This window comes from Brevibacillus sp. AG (assembly GCF_028369215.1).
In the GTDB taxonomy this organism is placed as follows: domain Bacteria; phylum Bacillota; class Bacilli; order Brevibacillales; family Brevibacillaceae; genus Brevibacillus; species Brevibacillus porteri.
Window position 1 is genome coordinate 217,201 of sequence record NZ_JAQMYO010000003.1, and the last position, 19,797, is coordinate 236,997.

At 47.3% G+C, this 19,797-nt stretch carries 18 protein-coding genes; 8 read left to right on the forward strand and 10 right to left on the reverse strand.

The annotated features are described in order from the left end of the window. Window positions 1-12: 12 nt before the first annotated feature. Both POF51_RS09985 and POF51_RS09990 read right to left on the reverse strand, forming a co-directional pair. Window positions 13-468 (reverse strand): MarR family winged helix-turn-helix transcriptional regulator, encoded by a 456-nt coding sequence (locus tag POF51_RS09985; RefSeq protein WP_069846981.1) that lies wholly within the window; start codon window positions 466-468, stop codon window positions 13-15. A 238-nt stretch (window positions 469-706) separates the two neighbouring features. Further along, window positions 707-1,261, reverse strand: coding sequence for a hypothetical protein (locus POF51_RS09990; protein WP_069846983.1), 555 nt, complete (start codon window positions 1,259-1,261; stop codon window positions 707-709). Window positions 1,262-1,484: 223 nt separating this feature from the next. On the opposite strand from POF51_RS09990, the gene POF51_RS09995 reads away from it, so the two are divergent. Further along, window positions 1,485-3,116, forward strand: a complete 1,632-nt coding sequence (locus POF51_RS09995) for a peptide ABC transporter substrate-binding protein (RefSeq protein ID WP_069846986.1) — start codon at window positions 1,485-1,487, stop codon at window positions 3,114-3,116. A gap of 81 nt (window positions 3,117-3,197) precedes the next feature. Here the strand turns inward: POF51_RS09995 and POF51_RS10000 are convergent, their stop codons facing one another. Further along, window positions 3,198-4,310, reverse strand: coding sequence for an alpha/beta fold hydrolase (locus tag POF51_RS10000; RefSeq protein ID WP_069846988.1), 1,113 nt, complete (start codon window positions 4,308-4,310; stop codon window positions 3,198-3,200). 144 nt (window positions 4,311-4,454) lie between these two features. Here POF51_RS10000 and POF51_RS10005 point away from each other — a divergent pair, with 144 nt between their 5' ends. Beyond that, window positions 4,455-5,042 carry a TetR/AcrR family transcriptional regulator gene (locus POF51_RS10005; protein WP_069846990.1) on the forward strand — a complete coding sequence of 196 codons (588 nt, stop codon included), beginning with the start codon at window positions 4,455-4,457 and terminating at the stop codon, window positions 5,040-5,042. A gap of 66 nt (window positions 5,043-5,108) precedes the next feature. On the opposite strand, the gene POF51_RS10010 is transcribed toward POF51_RS10005, so the two are convergent. From POF51_RS10010 to POF51_RS10020, 3 genes are all read right to left on the reverse strand, one after another. Continuing rightward, window positions 5,109-6,497: an L-cystine transporter gene (locus POF51_RS10010; RefSeq protein ID WP_069846993.1), complete on the reverse strand. Its 1,389-nt coding sequence runs from the start codon at window positions 6,495-6,497 to the stop codon at window positions 5,109-5,111. Between the two features lie 711 nt (window positions 6,498-7,208). Beyond that, window positions 7,209-7,457 carry a hypothetical protein gene (locus tag POF51_RS10015; protein ID WP_069846996.1) on the reverse strand — a complete coding sequence of 83 codons (249 nt, stop codon included), beginning with the start codon at window positions 7,455-7,457 and terminating at the stop codon, window positions 7,209-7,211. 108 nt (window positions 7,458-7,565) lie between these two features. Beyond that, window positions 7,566-8,363 carry a carbon-nitrogen hydrolase family protein gene (locus POF51_RS10020; RefSeq protein ID WP_069846998.1) on the reverse strand — a complete coding sequence of 266 codons (798 nt, stop codon included), beginning with the start codon at window positions 8,361-8,363 and terminating at the stop codon, window positions 7,566-7,568. A gap of 170 nt (window positions 8,364-8,533) precedes the next feature. Here POF51_RS10020 and POF51_RS10025 point away from each other — a divergent pair, with 170 nt between their 5' ends. From POF51_RS10025 to POF51_RS10045, 5 genes are all read left to right on the forward strand, one after another. Further along, complete coding sequence (locus tag POF51_RS10025) at window positions 8,534-9,997, forward strand: sensor histidine kinase (RefSeq protein ID WP_069847001.1); 1,464 nt, start codon at window positions 8,534-8,536, stop codon at window positions 9,995-9,997. Window positions 9,998-10,012: 15 nt separating this feature from the next. After that, the gene (locus tag POF51_RS10030; RefSeq protein WP_069847003.1) at window positions 10,013-10,708 is read left to right on the forward strand and encodes a response regulator transcription factor; all 696 of its coding nucleotides are present in this window, start codon (window positions 10,013-10,015) and stop codon (window positions 10,706-10,708) included. A 200-nt stretch (window positions 10,709-10,908) separates the two neighbouring features. Then, window positions 10,909-12,381 (forward strand): S-layer homology domain-containing protein, encoded by a 1,473-nt coding sequence (locus tag POF51_RS10035; protein ID WP_069847006.1) that lies wholly within the window; start codon window positions 10,909-10,911, stop codon window positions 12,379-12,381. Between the two features lie 142 nt (window positions 12,382-12,523). Then, window positions 12,524-13,189 carry an ankyrin repeat domain-containing protein gene (locus tag POF51_RS10040; RefSeq protein WP_069847498.1) on the forward strand — a complete coding sequence of 222 codons (666 nt, stop codon included), beginning with the start codon at window positions 12,524-12,526 and terminating at the stop codon, window positions 13,187-13,189. A gap of 178 nt (window positions 13,190-13,367) precedes the next feature. Further along, window positions 13,368-15,086: a hypothetical protein gene (locus POF51_RS10045; RefSeq protein ID WP_271755320.1), complete on the forward strand. Its 1,719-nt coding sequence runs from the start codon at window positions 13,368-13,370 to the stop codon at window positions 15,084-15,086. A 418-nt stretch (window positions 15,087-15,504) separates the two neighbouring features. On the opposite strand, the gene speD is transcribed toward POF51_RS10045, so the two are convergent. Beyond that, entirely contained in the window at window positions 15,505-16,314 is an 810-nt protein-coding gene (gene speD / locus POF51_RS10050) for an adenosylmethionine decarboxylase (RefSeq protein WP_026043198.1), read from the reverse strand. Between the two features lie 204 nt (window positions 16,315-16,518). On the opposite strand from speD, the gene POF51_RS10055 reads away from it, so the two are divergent. Further along, window positions 16,519-16,872 carry a DUF805 domain-containing protein gene (locus tag POF51_RS10055; RefSeq protein WP_069847012.1) on the forward strand — a complete coding sequence of 118 codons (354 nt, stop codon included), beginning with the start codon at window positions 16,519-16,521 and terminating at the stop codon, window positions 16,870-16,872. 103 nt (window positions 16,873-16,975) lie between these two features. Here POF51_RS10055 and POF51_RS10060 read toward each other — a convergent pair whose 3' ends face one another. From POF51_RS10060 to POF51_RS10070, 3 genes are read right to left on the reverse strand one after another with little or no spacing between them, the layout of a single operon-like run. Further along, complete coding sequence (locus POF51_RS10060; protein WP_017249930.1) at window positions 16,976-17,848, reverse strand: sugar phosphate isomerase/epimerase family protein; 873 nt, start codon at window positions 17,846-17,848, stop codon at window positions 16,976-16,978. 45 nt (window positions 17,849-17,893) lie between these two features. Then, window positions 17,894-18,889: a Gfo/Idh/MocA family protein gene (locus POF51_RS10065; RefSeq protein ID WP_271755321.1), complete on the reverse strand. Its 996-nt coding sequence runs from the start codon at window positions 18,887-18,889 to the stop codon at window positions 17,894-17,896. After that, entirely contained in the window at window positions 18,886-19,791 is a 906-nt protein-coding gene (locus tag POF51_RS10070) for a Gfo/Idh/MocA family protein (RefSeq protein WP_069847017.1), read from the reverse strand. Before POF51_RS10070 ends, POF51_RS10065 begins: the two co-directional genes overlap by 4 nt. Between the last annotated feature and the right edge of the window lie 6 nt (window positions 19,792-19,797).

A 19,797-nucleotide genomic window follows, 5' to 3' on the forward strand; every position in this document is an offset into this window, starting at 1 on the left:
GTGGCTCAAAGTTCATCTCACACTTTGCCTTATTTTCTCTAATAAAAATATCAGTTGATGCAGCTCCTGCTCCTCCAGTCCTCTTAGCCCCTCTGCAATTATCTGGCGATTCCCCGGAAGGTGCTCGAAAAGAAGCTGTTTACCTGCTTCCGTCAGTGAGATTACGGATTTTCTGCCGTCTTTGGGATGGGGAGCCCGGTGTATCAGACCGTCTGTTTCCAATGGTGCAAGCAAAAGACTGATGTTGGCCTTCGTCACTCCAATGCACGCTGCCAAGCGTGAAGGCAGGATACTGTCACCATGCTTCGCGATCTCTACCAATAGTCGGATTCTTGCACCGTTCATGCCTTTTGCATGCCAATATTTTTCTGAGAGTCCCACCAAATCTGCGGTGGCGTCTACCAAGGAAAAGAATGCTTTTGACCGTAAAGGGGGCTGTTTTACATACGTTTCGAGATCATCTGCCATATTCTTCCCCCTTTATTTAGTTAAGCGCTTAACAATTTGAAATGTAATCCATCTGTATTTTTTTGTCAATGGGCAATGCTTTTTCATTCCGCGAGTAAATATTTTTTGTCGAGAAACTAAAATCGGGTTAAATAGAATTAAAAAGAACTGATGGGTATATACACCTTATCCATCAGTTCTTTCTCTATGAATAGTTTTCCCTTATTAAGTTGAGTTCGAAGATTTATGTTTTATACGACTAGTAACGATTCAAGTTTTTAATGTACTTGCCATTAGCCACTTGTCCCTCGTAAATCCAGCCTGGTGGAACAGGTGAATATTTACTTACTAATAATCTGGTTCCATAAGGAGCTCCCACGACATTCATGATCGTTTTGCTATCATAATTTTCTCGTGATACAACCCATCCAGTTGGAATGGGAGAGAACTTCGTCACATTGAACTCCGTACGATAAGATGCTCCTATTACATATTTTATCACCCTACCAGCCAATTCATCTCGTAAAACTACCCACCCTTGTGGAACGGGAGAATATTTGCTAACTCGTAATTCCTCACCATAGGGAGCACCTGCTGTATTTTTAATGAGCTTGGACCCTAGATCTTCACGAATGACGACCCAACCCGCTGGGACAGCAGCAGATTTTCGAATCCATTCCTCATCTGAACTCCATCTGGCTGAAGCTAATGAATGATCTTCCTGCCCACCAACACTAGTGGCTTGAATCGGAGACGTTAGCACTGCAGAAAATACGGCTACACTTAATGCTGAAAAAACCATTTTCTTGAACATAGTGATTCCCACCTCTCCTATCATTAATATCTACCAAAATATACCATATTTTTAAAAATGAGTAAATTTTCAAGAAAAATCAATTAATTTCATACCACTGTTCCTATCCATCCATGACCTAAGTAAATATTTTTTATCGAGAAACTAAAAAAATTCCTTTGCTATCGAAAACGCAAGCAAATATTCTGAATATACGTTTTCTATCATTTTTAAGGGGGTATTTATGAAAAAGGGACTGGCAATTGCAACCTGTCTTACCTTGCTTTTCGGGGTACTAGCGGGGTGCTCGAATTCTTCCGCACCTGCTGAACCCACTGGCTCCACTACACCTGCAGAAGCGACAAAAACAGAGCCGATGGTGTTAAAATGGAGCATCAACAGCGAACCGCCTTCGATGGACCCTGGGATCGCCGTCGACGCGGATTCGTTTGACATGATTTACGCTGCCTTTGAAGGTTTGACCAGCTATGATCTGAATGGACAGCTCGTCAATGCTACGGCTGAGAGCTTCACCAACTCGCCGGATTACATGAACTACACCTTCAAAATTCGCAAGGACGCCAAATGGAGCAACGGAGATCCTGTCACCGCCCATGATTTCGTCTATGCGATCAAGCGCAACCTCGATCCGAAAACAGCGTCCGAGTACGCCTATCAGCTTTACTACATTAAAGGAGGAGAGGAGTACAATACAGGGAAAGGCAAAGCAGAGGATGTAGGAGTAAAGGCTGTAGACGACTACACCGTCGAGTTCAACCTGAAGTCACCGACTCCATTTTTCCGTGAGCTAACCTTCTTCCCGACCCTCTTCCCGTTGCATCAAAAAACGCTGGAAGGTAACCCAAAATGGGCGAATGAAGCGAAAACAATCGTGGGAAATGGTCCATTCATTATGGACAAGTGGGAGCACAAAAGCAGAATCGTCTTTACGAAAAATCCGAACTACTGGGATAAGAACAACGTCAAGCTCGACCAGATTGAAATCGCTATGATCGAGGACAACAATACTGCGTTCTCGATGTTCGAAAATGGCGACATCGACTGGGGCGGCTATCCTGCCTCCACACTTCCGACCGACGCAATCCCTACACTCAAAGATGCGGGCAAGCTGATGGTCGCGGATAATCCAGGCACACAATCCGTTGTTTTTAATACAAATAAACCACCGTTCAACAACAAAAAAATTCGCCAAGCCTTCGCTTATGCCATCAACCGTCAGGAAATCATCGACAATATTTTGCAGACGGGTGTTCCAGCCGCCTATGGTTGGGTACCGACTTCCATGGGATTAAAAGCAGACGGCTACTTTAAAGAAGACCAGGCGAAAGCCAAAGCACTGCTGGAAGAAGGCATGAAGGAGCTCGGACTCTCGACCTTCCCGACTGTCACTTACACCTTTGACACGAATGATACCAACAAAAAGCTGGCCGAAGCCCTGCAAGATCAGTGGAAAAAAGCACTCGGCGTCGACGTGAAGCTGTACACAGCGGAGCTGAAGGTGTACCGCGACATGAGATCGCAAGCCAACTTTGACATGATCCGCTTCCAATGGGGGGCAGACTTCAACGACCCGATCAACTTCCTGGAGATGTTCCGCGACAAAACGGGCGGAAACAACCACCCGGATTGGGAAAATGCCAAGTTCAAAGAGCTGATTGACAAGAGCTACAACGAGCCTGACCTCGACAAGCGCAAGCAAATTTTGCTGGACGCAGAAACGATTTTGATGGACGAAATGCCGCTCGCTCCGATCAACTTCCGGGGAAGCCCGTATGTGAAGAACGACAAAGTGAAAGATTTCATCATCTTCCCGCTCGGTGGGGCGTACTTCAAGTACACATCCGTCAATAAATAAGAACGACGCAACATGAACAACAGGCTGTACCAGTCCTTCGCAGACGGTACAGCCTGTTGCTCTGTTTCGGTACACATTTTCTTACAAAAACTTTTTCATTTCATCAAATGCCAGATGACGAGCCCCAGCCTGACAATGCTGCTCGCCGCCCGTTTCCCTGGTAAAGACTTTCGTTGTAATCGACGCTGCATTGCACAGTTCCCGCTGAATTTGCGGCAGACGGCTGATGGGAACGTACTGATCCTCCTCCCCTGCCAGGAGCAATACATCCTGGTTGATCAATGCACCAATCCCTTCCATCGTATGCTTCTCAAAGTTTTTCAAGAGGCCAAATGGCGTTGTCTCCCCTGTGTTTTCCATGCCTTTTGTGATTTTCCACTTCACGTCAATGCTTGCCTCCATCATTTTTTCAAACATCGCATTGACCTGCTCGGCTTCATCCGTAGCCAACAGGGCAGTCAGCTTCTTCCACAGTTCATCCGGCATCCGTATTTTCAGCGCATCGAGGCCGCAATAGAAAATATTGAAGGCAATCACTTTATCGATCCGTTTTTCAAAAGCGGCCGCTCTCATTGCCAAATATCCGCCCCATGAGCCTCCCAGCACGCTGACTCTCTTTAACTGAAAGTAGTCAATGACTGCCGCAATCGGCTTCTCCCAGCTATGAATGAATTTCAGCCCATTTTTTAGTGCGGTTCCTTGTCCAGGACCATCAAACACAATAATATGGTAACCAATCCCTCTCAAAAATCTCATCATCTTCACGAGTTCTTCCATGTAGGAATCATAGCCCCCGAATACTAGCAAGGTTTTGGTGGCACCAGGCGTGAACAATCTGATCGCTGGCAAATAAGAATTTTCATAAGGAATTTGAAAGGATTCATAGTCAAAATCATGGAATCCCTTATAAAACGTCTCGCGGTATTTCTGGTACATTATCTCTTTGTTCGGATCTGATGGCAGCAAATAAAATTCCGCTGCTTGATAATAGGCGGAAGCCAGATCGTAATCCTGCTTATCTTCCCGCATGACAGCATGTTCTCTCCAAGCCTCATACCAGCTTTCTGCATCTGTCAATCTTGGAACGATCGTTTTCAAATCGCTGCTGGTCCGTTCATCTTCCTCATAGTAGTCATGGATAAAACGATTGATTTGCAAATTGAACTGTTCGTTGTCCACGTACATTTTAAACATGGTATCCCTCCTCTGATCGGTTACAAGCCCATCGTATAGGGATTACCTTGAACGAACCATAAGCAAAAACACTTCATTCGTACGAAATCGGACGATATGCACGCTGATGGTTCGAAAAGCGACTTTTGAAAGGAGATTGACTGGATGAATGAAGATGTTCGCGTCTATAAGACCAAAAAAAGCATTGCAAGCGCGCTCGTCAGTCTGCTGAAGGAAAAAGATTTCAGTCAAATTACGATCAAGGATATTTGTACCCGCTCACTCACCAGCAAGTCCACTTTTTACAGCCACTATACGGATAAGTACGACCTCCTGGAAAAAATGGTCAAGTATCAGGCCGACTTTTTTCAAAAAGAAATGGCGCGTCGCTTCGTGTCCATCCAACGTGGCAACGTGGCAAAAGTTATTGAAATGATCATCGATCTGACCGCGGCGAATAAAACGGAAATTGCCACGCTGCTAAACGTACATGTTCCCTCCGCTGATTTGAGCAAAGAGGTTGAGCTCATCTTATACCACGCCTGCTATTCTTACTTGGACAAGGCACTGTCTTCACCAACTGTCTCGGTTGACTATCTGGCCAAGCTCTACGTTGCAAATGCCATGGTGCTTTTAAACTGGACGCTGCAAAATGAAAAAGACATGGGCGCGATTCAATTGGCCAGCACCATGCAACAGTACATTTTTGAATGGGTACAAAACGGTCATCCGAGTATCGGAACACATTCATGAGACATTTTGCATACAGAAAAACCCGGATGCAATCTGCCACAGAGGCAGTACAACCGGGTTCCTTTTTTATACAGTCACAGACGATTGGTGCTCTGTGCCGTTGTATACTTTTGTATCCAGCTCTTTTGTCACTCGGCTCGTCAAGAGTCCGGACGTCATGCTTCCGCTTACGTTGAGCGCTGTGCGGCCCATGTCAATCAACGGCTCAACGGAAATGAGCAGACCGACAATTGCAATCGGCAAATTCATCGTGGACAAAACGAGCAGTGCTGCAAAGGTCGCTCCGCCCCCAACACCTGCAACCCCGAAGGAGCTGAGTGCCACTACTGCGATCAGCGTCAGGATGAACGATGGTGTCAGCGGATCAATTCCTGCGACTGGTGCTACCATGATGGCCAACATGGCCGGATACGTCCCTGCGCAGCCGTTTTGTCCGATAGAGAGTCCAAAGGAGCCTGCGAAGTTAGCAATTCCCTCAGGAACACCCATGCTTTGCTGCGTTTTTACATTCAGCGGCAACGCGCCCGCGCTGGTACGCGAAGTGAAGGCGAACGTCAGGACAGGGAATGCTTTTTTCACATAGGTGATTGGATTCAATCCTGCAAACGTCAACAGCAACAGATGGATGATAAACATGATGATCATCGCCACATACGAAGCGACAACGAATTTACCCAGCTGCCAGATGGCATTGTAATCGCTGGTAGCTGCTACTCTGATCATGATTGCCAGTACACCATATGGCGTCAGGCGCAAGATCAAAGTCACGACACGCATAATAATCGTATGGAATGCATCCACAATTTTCGCGAACAATTCAGCTTGCTCCGGATTTTTGCGTTTTACCCCTAAATAGGCAACCCCGATAATCGCAGAGAAAATCACGACGGCAATCGTAGAAGTCGCCCGATCTCCAGTCAGATCAAGGAAAGGATTCGCAGGAAGCAGTTCCAGAATTTTGGCTGGCATGCTCAAGTTCTGGATATCACCCAAGCGCTGCTCCACCTGTTCAATCCGAGCCGCTTCCGCATCCCCTTGCTGGAATTGTGCCCCGTCGAGATTAAATGCCAAGGTAGTCGAAATCCCGATCGCTGCCGCGACAGCAGTCGTTCCTACCAAAAGTCCGATAATCAGCGTACTGATTTTTCCAATGTTATTGGTTAATTTCATTTTGGTGAAAGCCGATAAAATAGAGATGAATACCAGTGGCATTACGATCATTTGAAGCAGCTTCACATAGCCTTTACCTACAATGTTGTACCATTCGATGGTGGATTTAAGTACGTCCGATTTGGCTCCGTATACGTATTGCAAAATAAGTCCAAATAAAATCCCGAGTCCGAGACCAACAAATACCCGCTTGGAAAAAGAAATATGCTTCTTTTGCATGGCATACAATCCAGCAATGAATAAGAGCAACAAAACAATGTTTACGATGATCAGTAACGTCGACATATACTCCCCTCCCTTTCGTTTTATGTACCTCTCATTATTGTATTCGGTATAAATATAGTTATATTACCAACAATCCCTACTGGTCAAGTATGAATTGTTTTTGTATTATTCCAAACTGTCTTACATAACGTCTTAAAAACCTTGTCCAACTGTAGTGGTGGGGAGGAAACAGGAGAAAACGCTCAGCTTCTTGTCCCACCCGCTGTGGGATTGACTGCCCGACTCCATGCAAAAAGCGAAACCGCGTCCAAAGTGGTCTCTTCCTCGAAGTTATTTCAGAGGTGGACGCTTAAGAACGTGTTTCGCTTTTCGCATTCCGTCTCGGTCGGTGTACCAAAGATCTTCGCTGTTTTCTCCTGTTTCCTCTACTAGCTGTTAGAGTTATTCGATTTTTAAAAGCTTTAAAAGAATGAAGAACGTACTCCGTTACGACAGAGAAGAATATTTCCAGACGTAGCGACTTGTGGAGTCCTACCGAGCGGAGAAGGGATTAGCGGGCAATAGAAACGCAACCGTGCCCCTGCGACGAAGCGGCTACCACTTTTGCGGTTCCCCGTTAATCCCTTCGGAGCGGACAGTCGAACCTTCCCGAGGGACGGAGCACGGAGCCTAGTCTGGAAATATTCTTCTCTCCACTACAGCTCAACATAAGAAAACCAGGAACCGCCCTTTGGACGACTCCTGGTTTGTTTGTCGAACAACCATATTTTCTTATTTCAGCTGCTTCACCACCAAACACCACAGCCAAGTAACGACAACCGCACCAATGACTCCGGCAATGACGTTGAAGCCGGCCCACATCCACAGCCAATCACCCAGTACCAAATCGCCCAGCCAGCTACCCAAAAGAGCAGCAATGAGCGAAGCCCACCAGCCTGATCCTGCCGCTTTTCCTGAACAGATCCTACTCATTGCCCACCAAACGACCACACCGACGACAGCCCATACGAACCAGAACATTCGTACACACTCCCTCTCTCATGATGGTGACGCTTACATAAGGTCCAAAATAATGACTAGTTATCTATTACCATCATATTGAACAAAAGAGAAAGTGTGCATAGGCATTTAATTCGTATACAGTTCCGCGCGGCGGTTGGCTACGCTTGGCAATTTGCCCCGTACTCGTTCAATCCGACTGACATCCAGTTCTGTGATCAATAATGTTTCTTCTTCCCCTGCACTGGCGATCACGACCCCCATCGGATCGACGAACATGCTCCGTCCGGCAAAAATATTTCCGACCTGATCAGCCGCACATACAAACATCGTGTTTTCAATGGCACGCGCACGAACCAGCGTCTCCCAGTGATCCTCTTTCATCGCTCCGGCTACCCAGCCTGCTGGCACAAACAAAATATCGGCACCTTGGAGCGCAAACTGTCTCGCGATTTCCGGGAAGCGCACCTCGTAGCAAACCATCAGCCCGATTTTGCCGAATTCCGTTTCCACCACTTGATACGGATTATCCCCAGGCGCGATGAAGTCCGATTCTGTGTAGGAAAAGGCATCGTACAAATGTGTCTTGCGGTACGTATGCAGCAGCTGTCCTTCACGGCCTAGAAAAACAGTCGTATTGTAAGCGCGGTTTTCATCATTCTCGATCGATTCAAACACACCGCAAACCACATAAACTCCATACTCCCGAGCAAGCTCTGCCAAGCCAGAGACAAATGGACCATCCAGCTTTTCCGCTACCTCTGCTGGCGTTACCCCTGATTTTGGAGTGGCAGGTGCACTGTACATTTCAGGCAAGATTACAAAATCTGCCCCTGCTACTTTTGCTTTTGCGATGTAATCGGCTGCTTTTTGCAAATTTTGCGTCTTATCCATCGTCGCTGTTAGTTGGGCAATTGCTACTTTCATGAGTATCCCCCGTCCTTCCCATTCATCCAAAGCTCTCGTTTTCTTACTTGCTAGTATAACTGATTTTGACCGAGTTCCAAGTAATTATGCTTTACCAGCTGGACGTCTTGTATATAATGGACTTGTCATCTTGCATATTTATTTTCACCCTATCGAAAGTAGGTGAGTCCATGTCCATCCGTATCAAGCTGCTGCTCTCTTACACAGGGATGCTAGTAATCAGCTTGCTGACGTTTTTCGTAGCCGCCAGCCTATTTACAATTGCGGCGACAGGCGATATTAACAGCTTTCGCGACTTTTATAAAGTGCATTATCAGCTCAATCCGCTGACTGAACAAGAAGAGAATATTTTCCTTGAATTGAAATACCTCGCCAAGAATGAGCCGGATCAGTTGCAAAACCAGGAGCTGCTTGCCGATTACGATTTCAAGCTTAAAACGGTACGAGCCGGCCTGTATGTCCGCAGGGAGAGTAATCAAGTCTTTGCCTCCCCAACCATCAATCAGCCCGAGCTGGAAAACAGCTTGCCCCCCTATGACTTGAACAACAACCAGATTCGCAACACGTTCAACATCGGAGAAAGATTTTATGCGTATGCCAAGTTTGACTTCAAGTTTTCAGATGGCGCAAAAGGCAGTGTCTTTGTAATCCGCGAACGCAGTCCATTTGGTGAGGTTATCCGCAAACTGCTGCCGATTCTCGTGTTCCTCCTCCTCGGCGTCATTGTCATTGCAAACGTCTTGTTGTACCGCTGGATCACCCGCAGCGTCGTCAAGCCGCTTGATTTACTGCGCAATTCGGCCGAGTACATCAAGGAAGGCAATCTGGACTTTGAGCTTCATCTGCACACCAAGGACGAGATTGGACAACTGAACGAAGCGTTCGAAAACATGCGCAAACGATTGCAGGAATCCGTGCAGCTGCGCCTTGCGGACGAAGAAAGTCGCAAAGAATTGATTTCCAACATCTCGCATGATTTGCGTACACCGATTACCAATATTAAAGGCTACATCGAGGGAATCCGCGATGGCGTAGCTGATACCCCGGAGAAAATGGACAAGTACGTGAACATCATTTACTCCAAAGCAGTAGACCTCGACATGCTCGTCGATGAGCTGTTTCTCTACTCCAAGCTCGATCTGAAACAAGTCCCCTTTACGTTTGAACATGTAGATATCGTGCGGTTTTTGGATGATTGTATCGACGAGCTACACTACGATCTGGAAAAGAAGGGCATTACGATTCAGTGGAATAAGCGTACAGCCGAAGGCACCCTGGTCATCGCCGATCTGGAAAAAATCAAGCGCACTGTCTTAAACATTATTGGCAACTCGCAAAAATACATGGATAAACCTGAGAAAATCATCTACGTCTCGGTTCAAGCGGACGACCAATGGGCGACCATTGAAATAAAAGACAACGGCATCGGTATCCCGCAAGAAGCCATTCCTCATCTGTTCGAGCGCTTTTATCGGGTGGAGCAATCCCGTAATTCTGCCACGGGCGGTAGCGGTCTCGGACTCTCCATCGCGCGCCAGATCGTCGAGGGTCACGGTGGCACCATCTGGGTGGAGAGCAAGCAAGGAGTAGGTACCAGCCTGTTCTTTACGTTAAAACGTACCCACAAACAATAGGAGGTGCACATTCCCATGTCTTCACGCATCCTCATCATTGAAGATGAGACGACCATCGCTCAGCTGGAGCGAGATTATTTTGAACTGAACGGCTTTCAGGTCGATTTATGCCACACTGGCAACGAGGGCTTGCCGCTTGCCATCAATGGCGACTACAGTTTGATCATCGTTGATTTGCAGCTTCCGGGCATGGACGGCTTCGAATTGTGCAGCCAGATCAGACAAGTCAAGGAAGTGCCGATCCTGATCGTCTCCGCCAAAAAAGAAGAGATCGATAAAATCCGCGCCTTTAATCTCGGTGCCGATGACTATATTACAAAGCCGTTTAGCCCAAGCGAATTAGTAGCCAGAGCCAAAGCCCATCTGACAAGATACGAGCGTTTGACAGCCCGACAACCTCAACCATCGAACGCAGAGATTCACATTCGCGGTCTCGTCATCGACAAAGTATCCCGAAGAGTCTATGTACGCAATCAGGAAGTCATTTTCACGACAAGAGAATTCAATCTGCTTGAATTTCTAGCGACACACCCGAATCGAGTTTTTAACAAAAATGAGCTGTTCGAACGAATCTGGGGCATGGATTCCAGCGGAGATATCGCGACCGTTACGGTGCACATTCGCAAGCTGCGTGAAAAGATCGAAGTCGATCCGTCCAACCCGCAGTATATCGAGACGGTCTGGGGTGCCGGTTACCGATTTACTGTCTAAGCGTGAACACCATGATCATTACAAAAACCTTCAGCGAAAACGAGGACGGATTTTCCGCTCTACGTCAAAGCTGGGGGTTTTTTTATCTTTTTTTAAGAACTTTTTTAGATTCTATTAATCTCTTGTTTCTTGGCAGTTTAGGTCTCTCGTCTATCCTATAGGTAATCAAGTAACAACAGACTCTAAAGGAGGACCAACCGATGAGAAAGTTTTCCAATAAAATTGCAATCATGATGCTCGCCACTGTTTTGGGCACAGCATCCCTTCCTTACGCTGTACTGAACGTGCAAGCAGATTCCACTCCCCTGAGTGCACAAGAAATTCAAAAAGCGGTTAGTGAGCTCGCCAAGCTGCAAGTGATACAAAGCAACTCCAACGCTCACAATCAAGTTACGCGCGCTGAACTGGCAAAAATGGTCTCGCACACATTTGGTTTGCAAGGCGGCAAAACAGATAAATCCGTAACCTTCACGGATGTGAAAACAAATGATTGGTTCTACAAATACGCGGTTGACCTGGTATCTCTTGATATTATGCAAGCTAAAGATGGCAAGTTCGATCCGCGTGGAACTGTGACGGATGCTGAGCTCACTCAAGTCGTTGCAAAAGCGCTCAAGCGCGATGCGAAGTCCGTTAACTACTGGGCAGAACGCTTCTTCTCAGCAGACAGCACCGCTACTCGCGGCGAAGCCGCTTATCTGTTGAATACGGCTCGTCAGGCGATGCCTTCTGACAAAGCGAGCATCACGAATGTACAAGCCTTGAACGAAATTACATTGATTGTGACCTTCGACGCTCCGTTGACCGCAGAAAACGAAGCATTTGCAAAAGCAAAAGAAGACTTTGTCTTCAGCGAAGGTCTGACACTGACTAACATGCCGCGTCTGAAAACGGGTTCTACCAATACTTACATTGTGCCGACCTCGGTTCAAAAACCAGGAACCACCTACGAGCTGACTTACAAAGGGAAAAAGGCGGGCACCTTCCAAGGCAACGCAACCAAGATCGACATGACGGAAGTACGACAAGTAACAAACGACACGTTTGAAGTCGAGTCCTTGCGTGCAAATGGTGTCCTTGATTACGGATACATCATCTCTGCCTACAGCGGCGGACGTGGAGCAAATGCATTGGTGCTGGATCAAAACAACAGTGCAGACGGCAAAACGTATCAAATCATTCCTTCCATGCAAGCAAGACAAGTGACTATTACACCGGAAGGCGGACAACCAATCGTAGCGAAATACGTGCCTTTCACACAATCAACAGACGGCAAGCAAGAAATTAAATTCCGTCTCCCAGAAGGCCAAGTCCTGACTCCGGGCGTTACGTATACCATTACGTCCGACTGGGCGAATATCGGGAATCCTACCTTCGTCGCAAAAGAAATCGCTCCACTCGAAATCAGCGAAGCTAAAGCAGCTAGTGAAACTTCTATCACCATTACCCTGACAGAGGACCCGGGAGACGAGCTGTTCTCCGGACGCAGCGTAGAACTCACTAGCGCAAACGGAGAAAAACTGCTGGCGACGTACAAATATTCCAGCCGCAAAGGTACCACAGGCGTGTTTGACATCCAGCAGGATGGTAAACTGAAAGCAGATACCACATACACGGTAACACCTGTCGGCGATTGGGCTGGCAAATCTTCTGCTGAGCTGACAGTGGAGTAGTCTTTGTGTGAGTGTTCAAAAAGTCGGCTTTTTGAACTACCTCTTTTGTGTGATGCAGGTATCCAAATCAAAAGAAAGGTGCGGGCTCGCTATACTGCGTATTGGTCTTATGACGATCGCCATCGCTCTGACTGGGTGTGAGATGAATTGGAATACCCTTTTAGCGAGTGGCGAGCAGCAAGCAACCCAGGCGGTGAAAGTTGAAATGGATAAGCTGAATCAAGCCTTATTGACAGCAACCAGTCAAGGAGACAAAGCAGCGATTGAGAGGCTGCTTGCAGAGGGGGCGGATATTGACGCTACCGATAGTAGGGGCCGCACCTCTGCGATGATCGCGGTCCACACTGCTCAACTCGATATTTTCAACTTGTTGGTTACACACGGCGCCAACATCAACATCCGAGACAACAACTTAGACAATCCCCTGCTCTTCGCAAGCGCAGCAGGCCAGCTCGCATTCGTAAAAGCCTCGATAGCAGCAGGTGCCGACACGACCATTACGAACCGTTTTGGCGGAACGGCTTTGATTCCAGCAGCTGATCGTGGACATGTGAAGATCGTCAAGGAACTGCTCACCACCTCTGATATCAACATTGATCACGTCAACAGATTGGGCTGGACCGCTCTCTTAGAAGCAGTGATTTTGGGCGATGGTGGCAAGAAGCATCAGGAAATCGTGAAGCTCCTGATCGAGCACAAAGCAACTGTCAATCTCGCTGATCACGATGGCGTAACGCCTCTCGGGCATGCGAAGAAGCATGGCTACAAAGAAATGATTGAAATGCTCACGCAGGCGGGCGGTAAATAAAGAATTTCTCCCATATGAAGAAGGATAGGATCGTCAGAAATCACCTGACCCCTATCCTTTTTCTTATTTTCTAGACCAAAAGACCCTGCTAAACTCAAAACTTTTTCTATATTCAGGCGTCAATTACTAGTGGACTATTCCATTATGCCTATACCATTTTGATTGGAGCCTGTTTTACATGACAGTCAGCTCGTTTACAACTATTTTGGAAACGGACAAACGCATCCGAAAAGCTTCTCCTAACCTTGAAGCCAAGGTGGAGATGTACAAGCTCTTTCTTGCTTCTACAGACGCTATTGAAATCCATATGAGTAACCTGACGCATCCTTTGACTACCCTCAGAATCTATGACATCCATCGAACCAAACTCGCAGAAGCTGAATATAGTACGAACGCCCCCATCATCCTTCCTTTTTTTCCGGAGGAGGATGGTCTTTACTACGTGCAACTGACGATTGGGCCTGATCCAGACCCGCAGCACATCTATCAACTGCACGTGGATAAGTACAAACGCCTATCGGGGATCATCCATCAATCGGAGGAATTTACCGTAGAAAATGGTCCGTACATGATCGGACCAGAGGATGCCATCATAACTGCTGGGACTTCAATCAGCTTTGAAGCAGGTACCTCCATCAACGTACGCTGCCAAAACAAGATCTTCGTCCAAAACGGTGCCTCTATTTCTTTTCGCGGGGAATCAGACAAACCCGTCGTCGTCATCGGCGCTATTGACGATACAACCGCACATCGTTGGAATCAGCTCGTGTTATCTCCCTTGGCTGAAGCAACCTTCCAGCACATGATTGTGCAATACGACAACGACGAAGACGGAGTGGACTTCTTGACCTCAGCAGCCCCTTTCGTGGCGATCGCCTCATCCGTTGAAGAATTCGAGTCAACCGTTGCCAAAACGAGCTATGTGGAGCGGGCCGCAGTCGTGTCTCCCTCTTCTCGCTTGGACTTCATCAAAACTTGGTTCCAGCAGTCCAGCCCTTATCGGTTCCATATTTTTGGCGATCTCTTGCCTGAGCTTTATTTCGGCATTGATGTCACCACCTTTGCGCGATGGGAAACGGACACGAATCGGATTAATGAAGAACGCGTAGAAGCTGGTGAAATCAATTACTGGGATTTTGTTAACGGCAACTTCACTGCCGATTTGATAGAAGCTACGTATCTGTTTGCCAATAATGAGAGCAGCCCCGAGCTGCGAATCCAACGATTGATTGATTTTCTGATCATCGCGCAAAAATGGAGGAGAAAACACGGGTGCTTCAGCCTGTTCGACATGATCGATCCATTCCATAATCACGACGAGGAATTTTACAAAACGTTTGAACAAATGTCGTCCTCCTTCTGGCTCGCGCACAATACGTCCATTATTCACTGGGATACGCTTTCACGAGAACTCGGCATTTGGCAAAAAGAAAGTTTCTTCGAACGGCAATTCATCAACTCCGTCATGATTCGTCTGCACTTCGCAGCCGATCTGCCGTTCTCCCTTCCGGGGTATGGAAACAACATTCCACCTGTCGGCTTTCTCGGTATTTCCATTCACTTTGGCCCGTTCCGCTATCCAGAGGATTATCCGGCACCCGAGCCTGAATTCGACGTCAATTACGGCGAACTCTCTACAGCTACCTATGTGAAATTTATGTTCGAATCGTTTCTCAATGGCAAAACGAATCCCGTCTACACGTGGTGGATACCTACGCAAGCGGATAAGGAGCTGTTTCGAACTTTGCAAGAAAAGGGCATCTCGCTGGATTCCCCTCCGGAAGATTGGGACCGCGAATTCGTGCAGCCTGCTAGAAAAACGCTGGAGGAGATTCGGGCATACTATCTGAACCCAACCCTTCGAAAAGATAAAAGAACGAAGACCTCCCACTTTTGAGGTCGGGAGAAGCCATGCCACATGTTTTCCAGTCGCCTGTATCCTCTCTTCGTTCGGGCGGTCTCCTTCCAAACATGTGACATGACTTTCGAACAGCAGTGGATTAATTCGGGGGATTAGATCTTTTTGGCAGTTATGTCTGGAAGTTTTTTGAGGGTGAAACTTTTGTGTAGCCTGTAGGAATTATTTCGATTTAAGATCTTTTATTATCGTTCAGGGAAGCACACAAAGCTGCGTGGAAAGAAGCGCATTTCCAGTCCAAGCGCCTCTGGAGCCCTACTTAGCGTAGGAATGAATGGCGGGGGTTTTCAGCTTTTATTACATACAAAAACGCTGTCACGTTTTCTGGTTTGAAGCGCTCCCGCCATTCATTCCGAAGCGTAGACTGGAAATGCGCTTCTTTCCCCCACTACAGCTATTAATTCACAATATTTTTCCCATAGTAAATCTCGTCCATCTCTATTTGCAATTGCTTCGTAATATCCTCCTGCTCCTCCGGTGTCAGCTTATCCTTCGTGTATCCGAACAAATAATTGTTCAGATCAAATTGCCTGCGCTTGCATTTGGTGTGGAAAATATTATCTTGGTACACATTCACATCAATCATGTGGAACAATACCTTAATTTCCTCGGGAATATAATTTTGGATCGAACTGATGTCGTGATCGATAAACAGCTTGTATCCATGTATATCCCGGGTAAAACCGCGCACCTTGTAATCAATTGTCATCAAGTCTGTATCAAACGAACGAATTAAATAATTGAGTGCTTTGAGCGGAGAAATCTCGCCACAGGTCGATACGTCGATATCAGCCCGGAATGTGCTGATGCCCTCCGTTGGATGGTACTCGGGGTACGTATGCACCGTAATATGGCTCTTGTCCAATTGCAGCACCACATTTTCAGGCAAAGGTCCGGGGGATTCCTCATATGATTCAGTAGGGACTTCTACAACTGGCCCCTCGGATACAAGAACAGTGACGCTCGCACCTTGTGGTACATAATCTTGTTGGGCGACATTCAGTACATGTGCGCCGATAATATCCGACACGTTTTTCAGGATATTCGTCAATCGCTCTGCATTGTATTGTTCATCTATGTATTCGATATACGCTTCCCGTTCCGCTTTTGTTTTTGTGTAGCAAATGTCATACATGTTGAAGCTGAGTGACTTAGTCAAATTGTTGAAGCCATGCAGCGTAACGTTTTGTTCTGTTTTTTGTTCCAAGCGCATTTCCCCCTGTGGTAGCATCCAAAACTCGTTCGCTCTTACTTTTTCCTCCACCTCGTTCATAAATACCCATTACTTTTGTCCTATACAAAAATGATTCAATAGCATTAGTAAAACTTTACAGGATATGGTTCTAATCCCCTTGGTTTAGTGATAAAATATCGAAGTGTGTCAAAATTTAGAAGAAAGGGGGAAATTATCATGCATTGGTATACAAGTGTATTGAAGAAATATGTTGCCTTTGAAGGAAGAGCTAGACGTCAAGAATATTGGATGTTTACTTTGTTCAACATCATCGTATCTATGGTAATTGCTCTCGTAGACTACTTAATTGGTACAGGATCTATTTTGGGCATGATCTATTCATTAGCTGTTTTACTGCCTAGTTTGAGCGTAACTGCACGCCGATTGCACGATACTGGAAAAAGCGGTTGGTGGATCCTTCTCTCGTTTATTCCTTTAATCGGCGCAATTGTTTTGCTCATATTCTTGTGCAAAGACAGCGAAGGAGACAACAAATACGGTGCGAATCCAAAAACTTCGCAATCCTTCTAATGTCTCCATCACCTCTCCTGATAAAGGAGAGGTTTTTTATTTTTGGTCCAAAGAAAAAACGGCAGTTTGGGACTCCCCAAATGCCGTTTGATCTATTACCGTTTTACGCCTCGTCCCAAAAACGTCGCAGGTTGTCCATCCCAATCTTGGACCCTTCTCGACAATCCTCCATGCCTTCGAACTCGACCGTGATATAGCCATCATAGCCGGATTGCTTAACCAGCTTGACGACCTCACGGATGTTGATGTCGCCTTGGCCGACTATTGCTCCACGCAGGAAGTTGCCATTGACGGTCTTGAACCATTTGCCTGCGCCTGGATCATGGTAGGACGGCCGGAAATAGAAATCTTTGAAATGCACGAGCGAAGCGTAAGGCAGATTTTTTTGCACACCGACCAGCGATAACTCATCTACGCACATGAAGTTTCCGATATCCAGCGTCGTTTTGAAATTCGGTCGGTTGACCTCATGCAAGACACGCTGCACGCGATCACTTGCCTGCACCAGCCAGCCGTGATTCTCGATTGTCGTCGTTATTCCGAATTGCGCGGCATAATCAGCGATTCGGCGGCTTCCCTCGACCATCTCAGCCAAATGCTTTTCGAAGTACTCGATCGTCGTCTCCTCTACAGGAACAGTAAAGGCGGACACATCGTGGCGCATATGCTTGATACCCATGCGGTGCAGCAGATCGACATGTGTTTTTACACGTGCGACTTCTGCTTCGAAGGCTTCTTCGTCTGGTTGAATAAAGTTGGTCGGCATCGAGTAGTTGGACAGCTCAATCCCTACCGCTTTTGCCTTATCCCGAACAGCGTCTGCCAATTCGTCGTTATCGACCAGCGTAAAACCGTACGGCACGATTTCCATGTGTTCGCCGCCGTTATCGGCGATCCATTGCACGACATCCAGTACATCCATTTCCCCAGCTCGGATTGCTGTCAGCAGACTGTAAGTGCTCAATCCAATTTTCATCCGTTCCACCTCATTCGATTTATTGTATAGAAAGGCTACTGCTCATCATGATGAGAAATGCACCTTGTTGACAGTCACGACTTGCTTGAGACGATGGGATTCATAGGCTGCCTTCACCACTTCGAGTGTGCGCAGTCCATCCTCTCCTGTAATTGACGGAGGTCGGCCTTCCCTGACATTTTGCACAAAATCGGCAATAAGCCGCTCATCCATATCCACAGCCCAAGGTACATTTTGCAGCTTCGAATCGCGGTCATTGTAATAGAGCGCGTGTTGCTTGAACACATCGACGTCCAACGTACCTTTGGTGCCGACAATCCGCATCGTCACATCTCCCCACGTCGGGAACGTCTTCGGCCGCGACCAGCTCGGATCAATTCCGACGATCACGCCAGACTCCATTTCCACGGAAACCAGGCCGCAATCCTCTACCTCAATCTCGTAAAAGCGTGTGTCCAGCTCAGCGTAGACGCTTTTTACTTCGTCTTGGAGTATCCAGCGTACGAGGTCCATCAGATGGACGATGTGATCCGTCGCTGCCCCGCCGCCAGACAGCTCTTTTTCAATGAACCAGCCACCTGGCATTTGTCCGTGGTTCGTGCCATCGATGGCGAGAATGTCTCCGAGAGCACCTGACTGAACGATCTGTTTGACGTTTTCCATCACGGGTGCAAAACGAACAGGATAGGCTACCTGGAGCATGACACCTTCCTGTTTGCAGACCTGAATCATTTCGCGTGCATCCGCAACCTCGGTAGCAATTGGTTTCTCGCACAGAATGTGCTTTTTCGCTCGTGCTGCCGCAATCACGTGCTCCTTGTGCTTGGCATTTTCCGAGCAAATAATGACCGCGTTGATACCAGATAGTAAAAAGGCTTGCAGATCTTCGTAAAAATCGAGCTGGTAGGCAGTCGCCATTTCCACTCCACGGCGCGAGTCATCATCCCAGACTGCTATCAGCTGCGCATCCGGGTGCTTTTGCAAATAAGAAGCGTAGCTATGCGCATGCATATGGGCGAAGCTGATAATTCCTACCTTCATCCCTCGTCACCTCCGTGCATGAGCTTCACAGGTTGTCCCGTCTTGACCGATTCTCTCGCCGCCAAAGCGACATCGAGAGCAGCGAGCAGATCACGAGAATGCAGACGTGGCACTTCCTGTTTCTGTACACAGCGAATGAAATGCTCCCGCTGTCGCTGCATCAGGTCCACCCCTGGGCATGTTGTCGAAAGAAACTGCTCTCCCCGACTCCAGCGAATGGGGTTGCTTTCCCGGCTATCATGCGCAATCATTCCGTGATCACCGGTAAGCTCAAAGGAAGCATGTTCGGCCCCTTCCGCCCAAGATAGCTCTACATGCGCAATTGCCCCACTTGCCATTCGGAGCATGACAAGCGCATAATGGACGATCTGTCCTGACTCATTCGTGCGCGTAACCTCTCGTGCCATCACGCGCTCAACTTCGCCGAACGTCCAGCGTAGCCAATCGAATTCACGCATTCCAAGCGATTGAAATATGCATTTCCCTACATTTTCAGCCGATACAGGAGCACCTCTTCGCAAGCGAATGACGCCTGCTTTGCCTATGGCCCCATTCTTTATTTGTTCGTACGCTTGCTCGTATTCTGGAGCAAAACGCAACGTATTTGCGAATTGCAGCACGATCTCATGCTGATCGCACAAACTGATTCCTTCACACCCTAGAGCAGAATCGTTTGCGTATAAAATATGCTTTCCCGCCTGGGCAGCAAGCGCCACCCATGGGTCAGCGCTGTCCGTAATCGAGCCAATATCCACGATATCCACTTCTGTTCCCTGCAAGATTTCGCGCAAAGAAGACAAGCTATCTGCCACACCTACAATCTCTGCTTCTTTGATCCGAAGCCAAGCCTGTGCCTTTTTGACGCTTGTTCCCGCTTCCCCTGCAACCACAACTTTTACCATGATCCC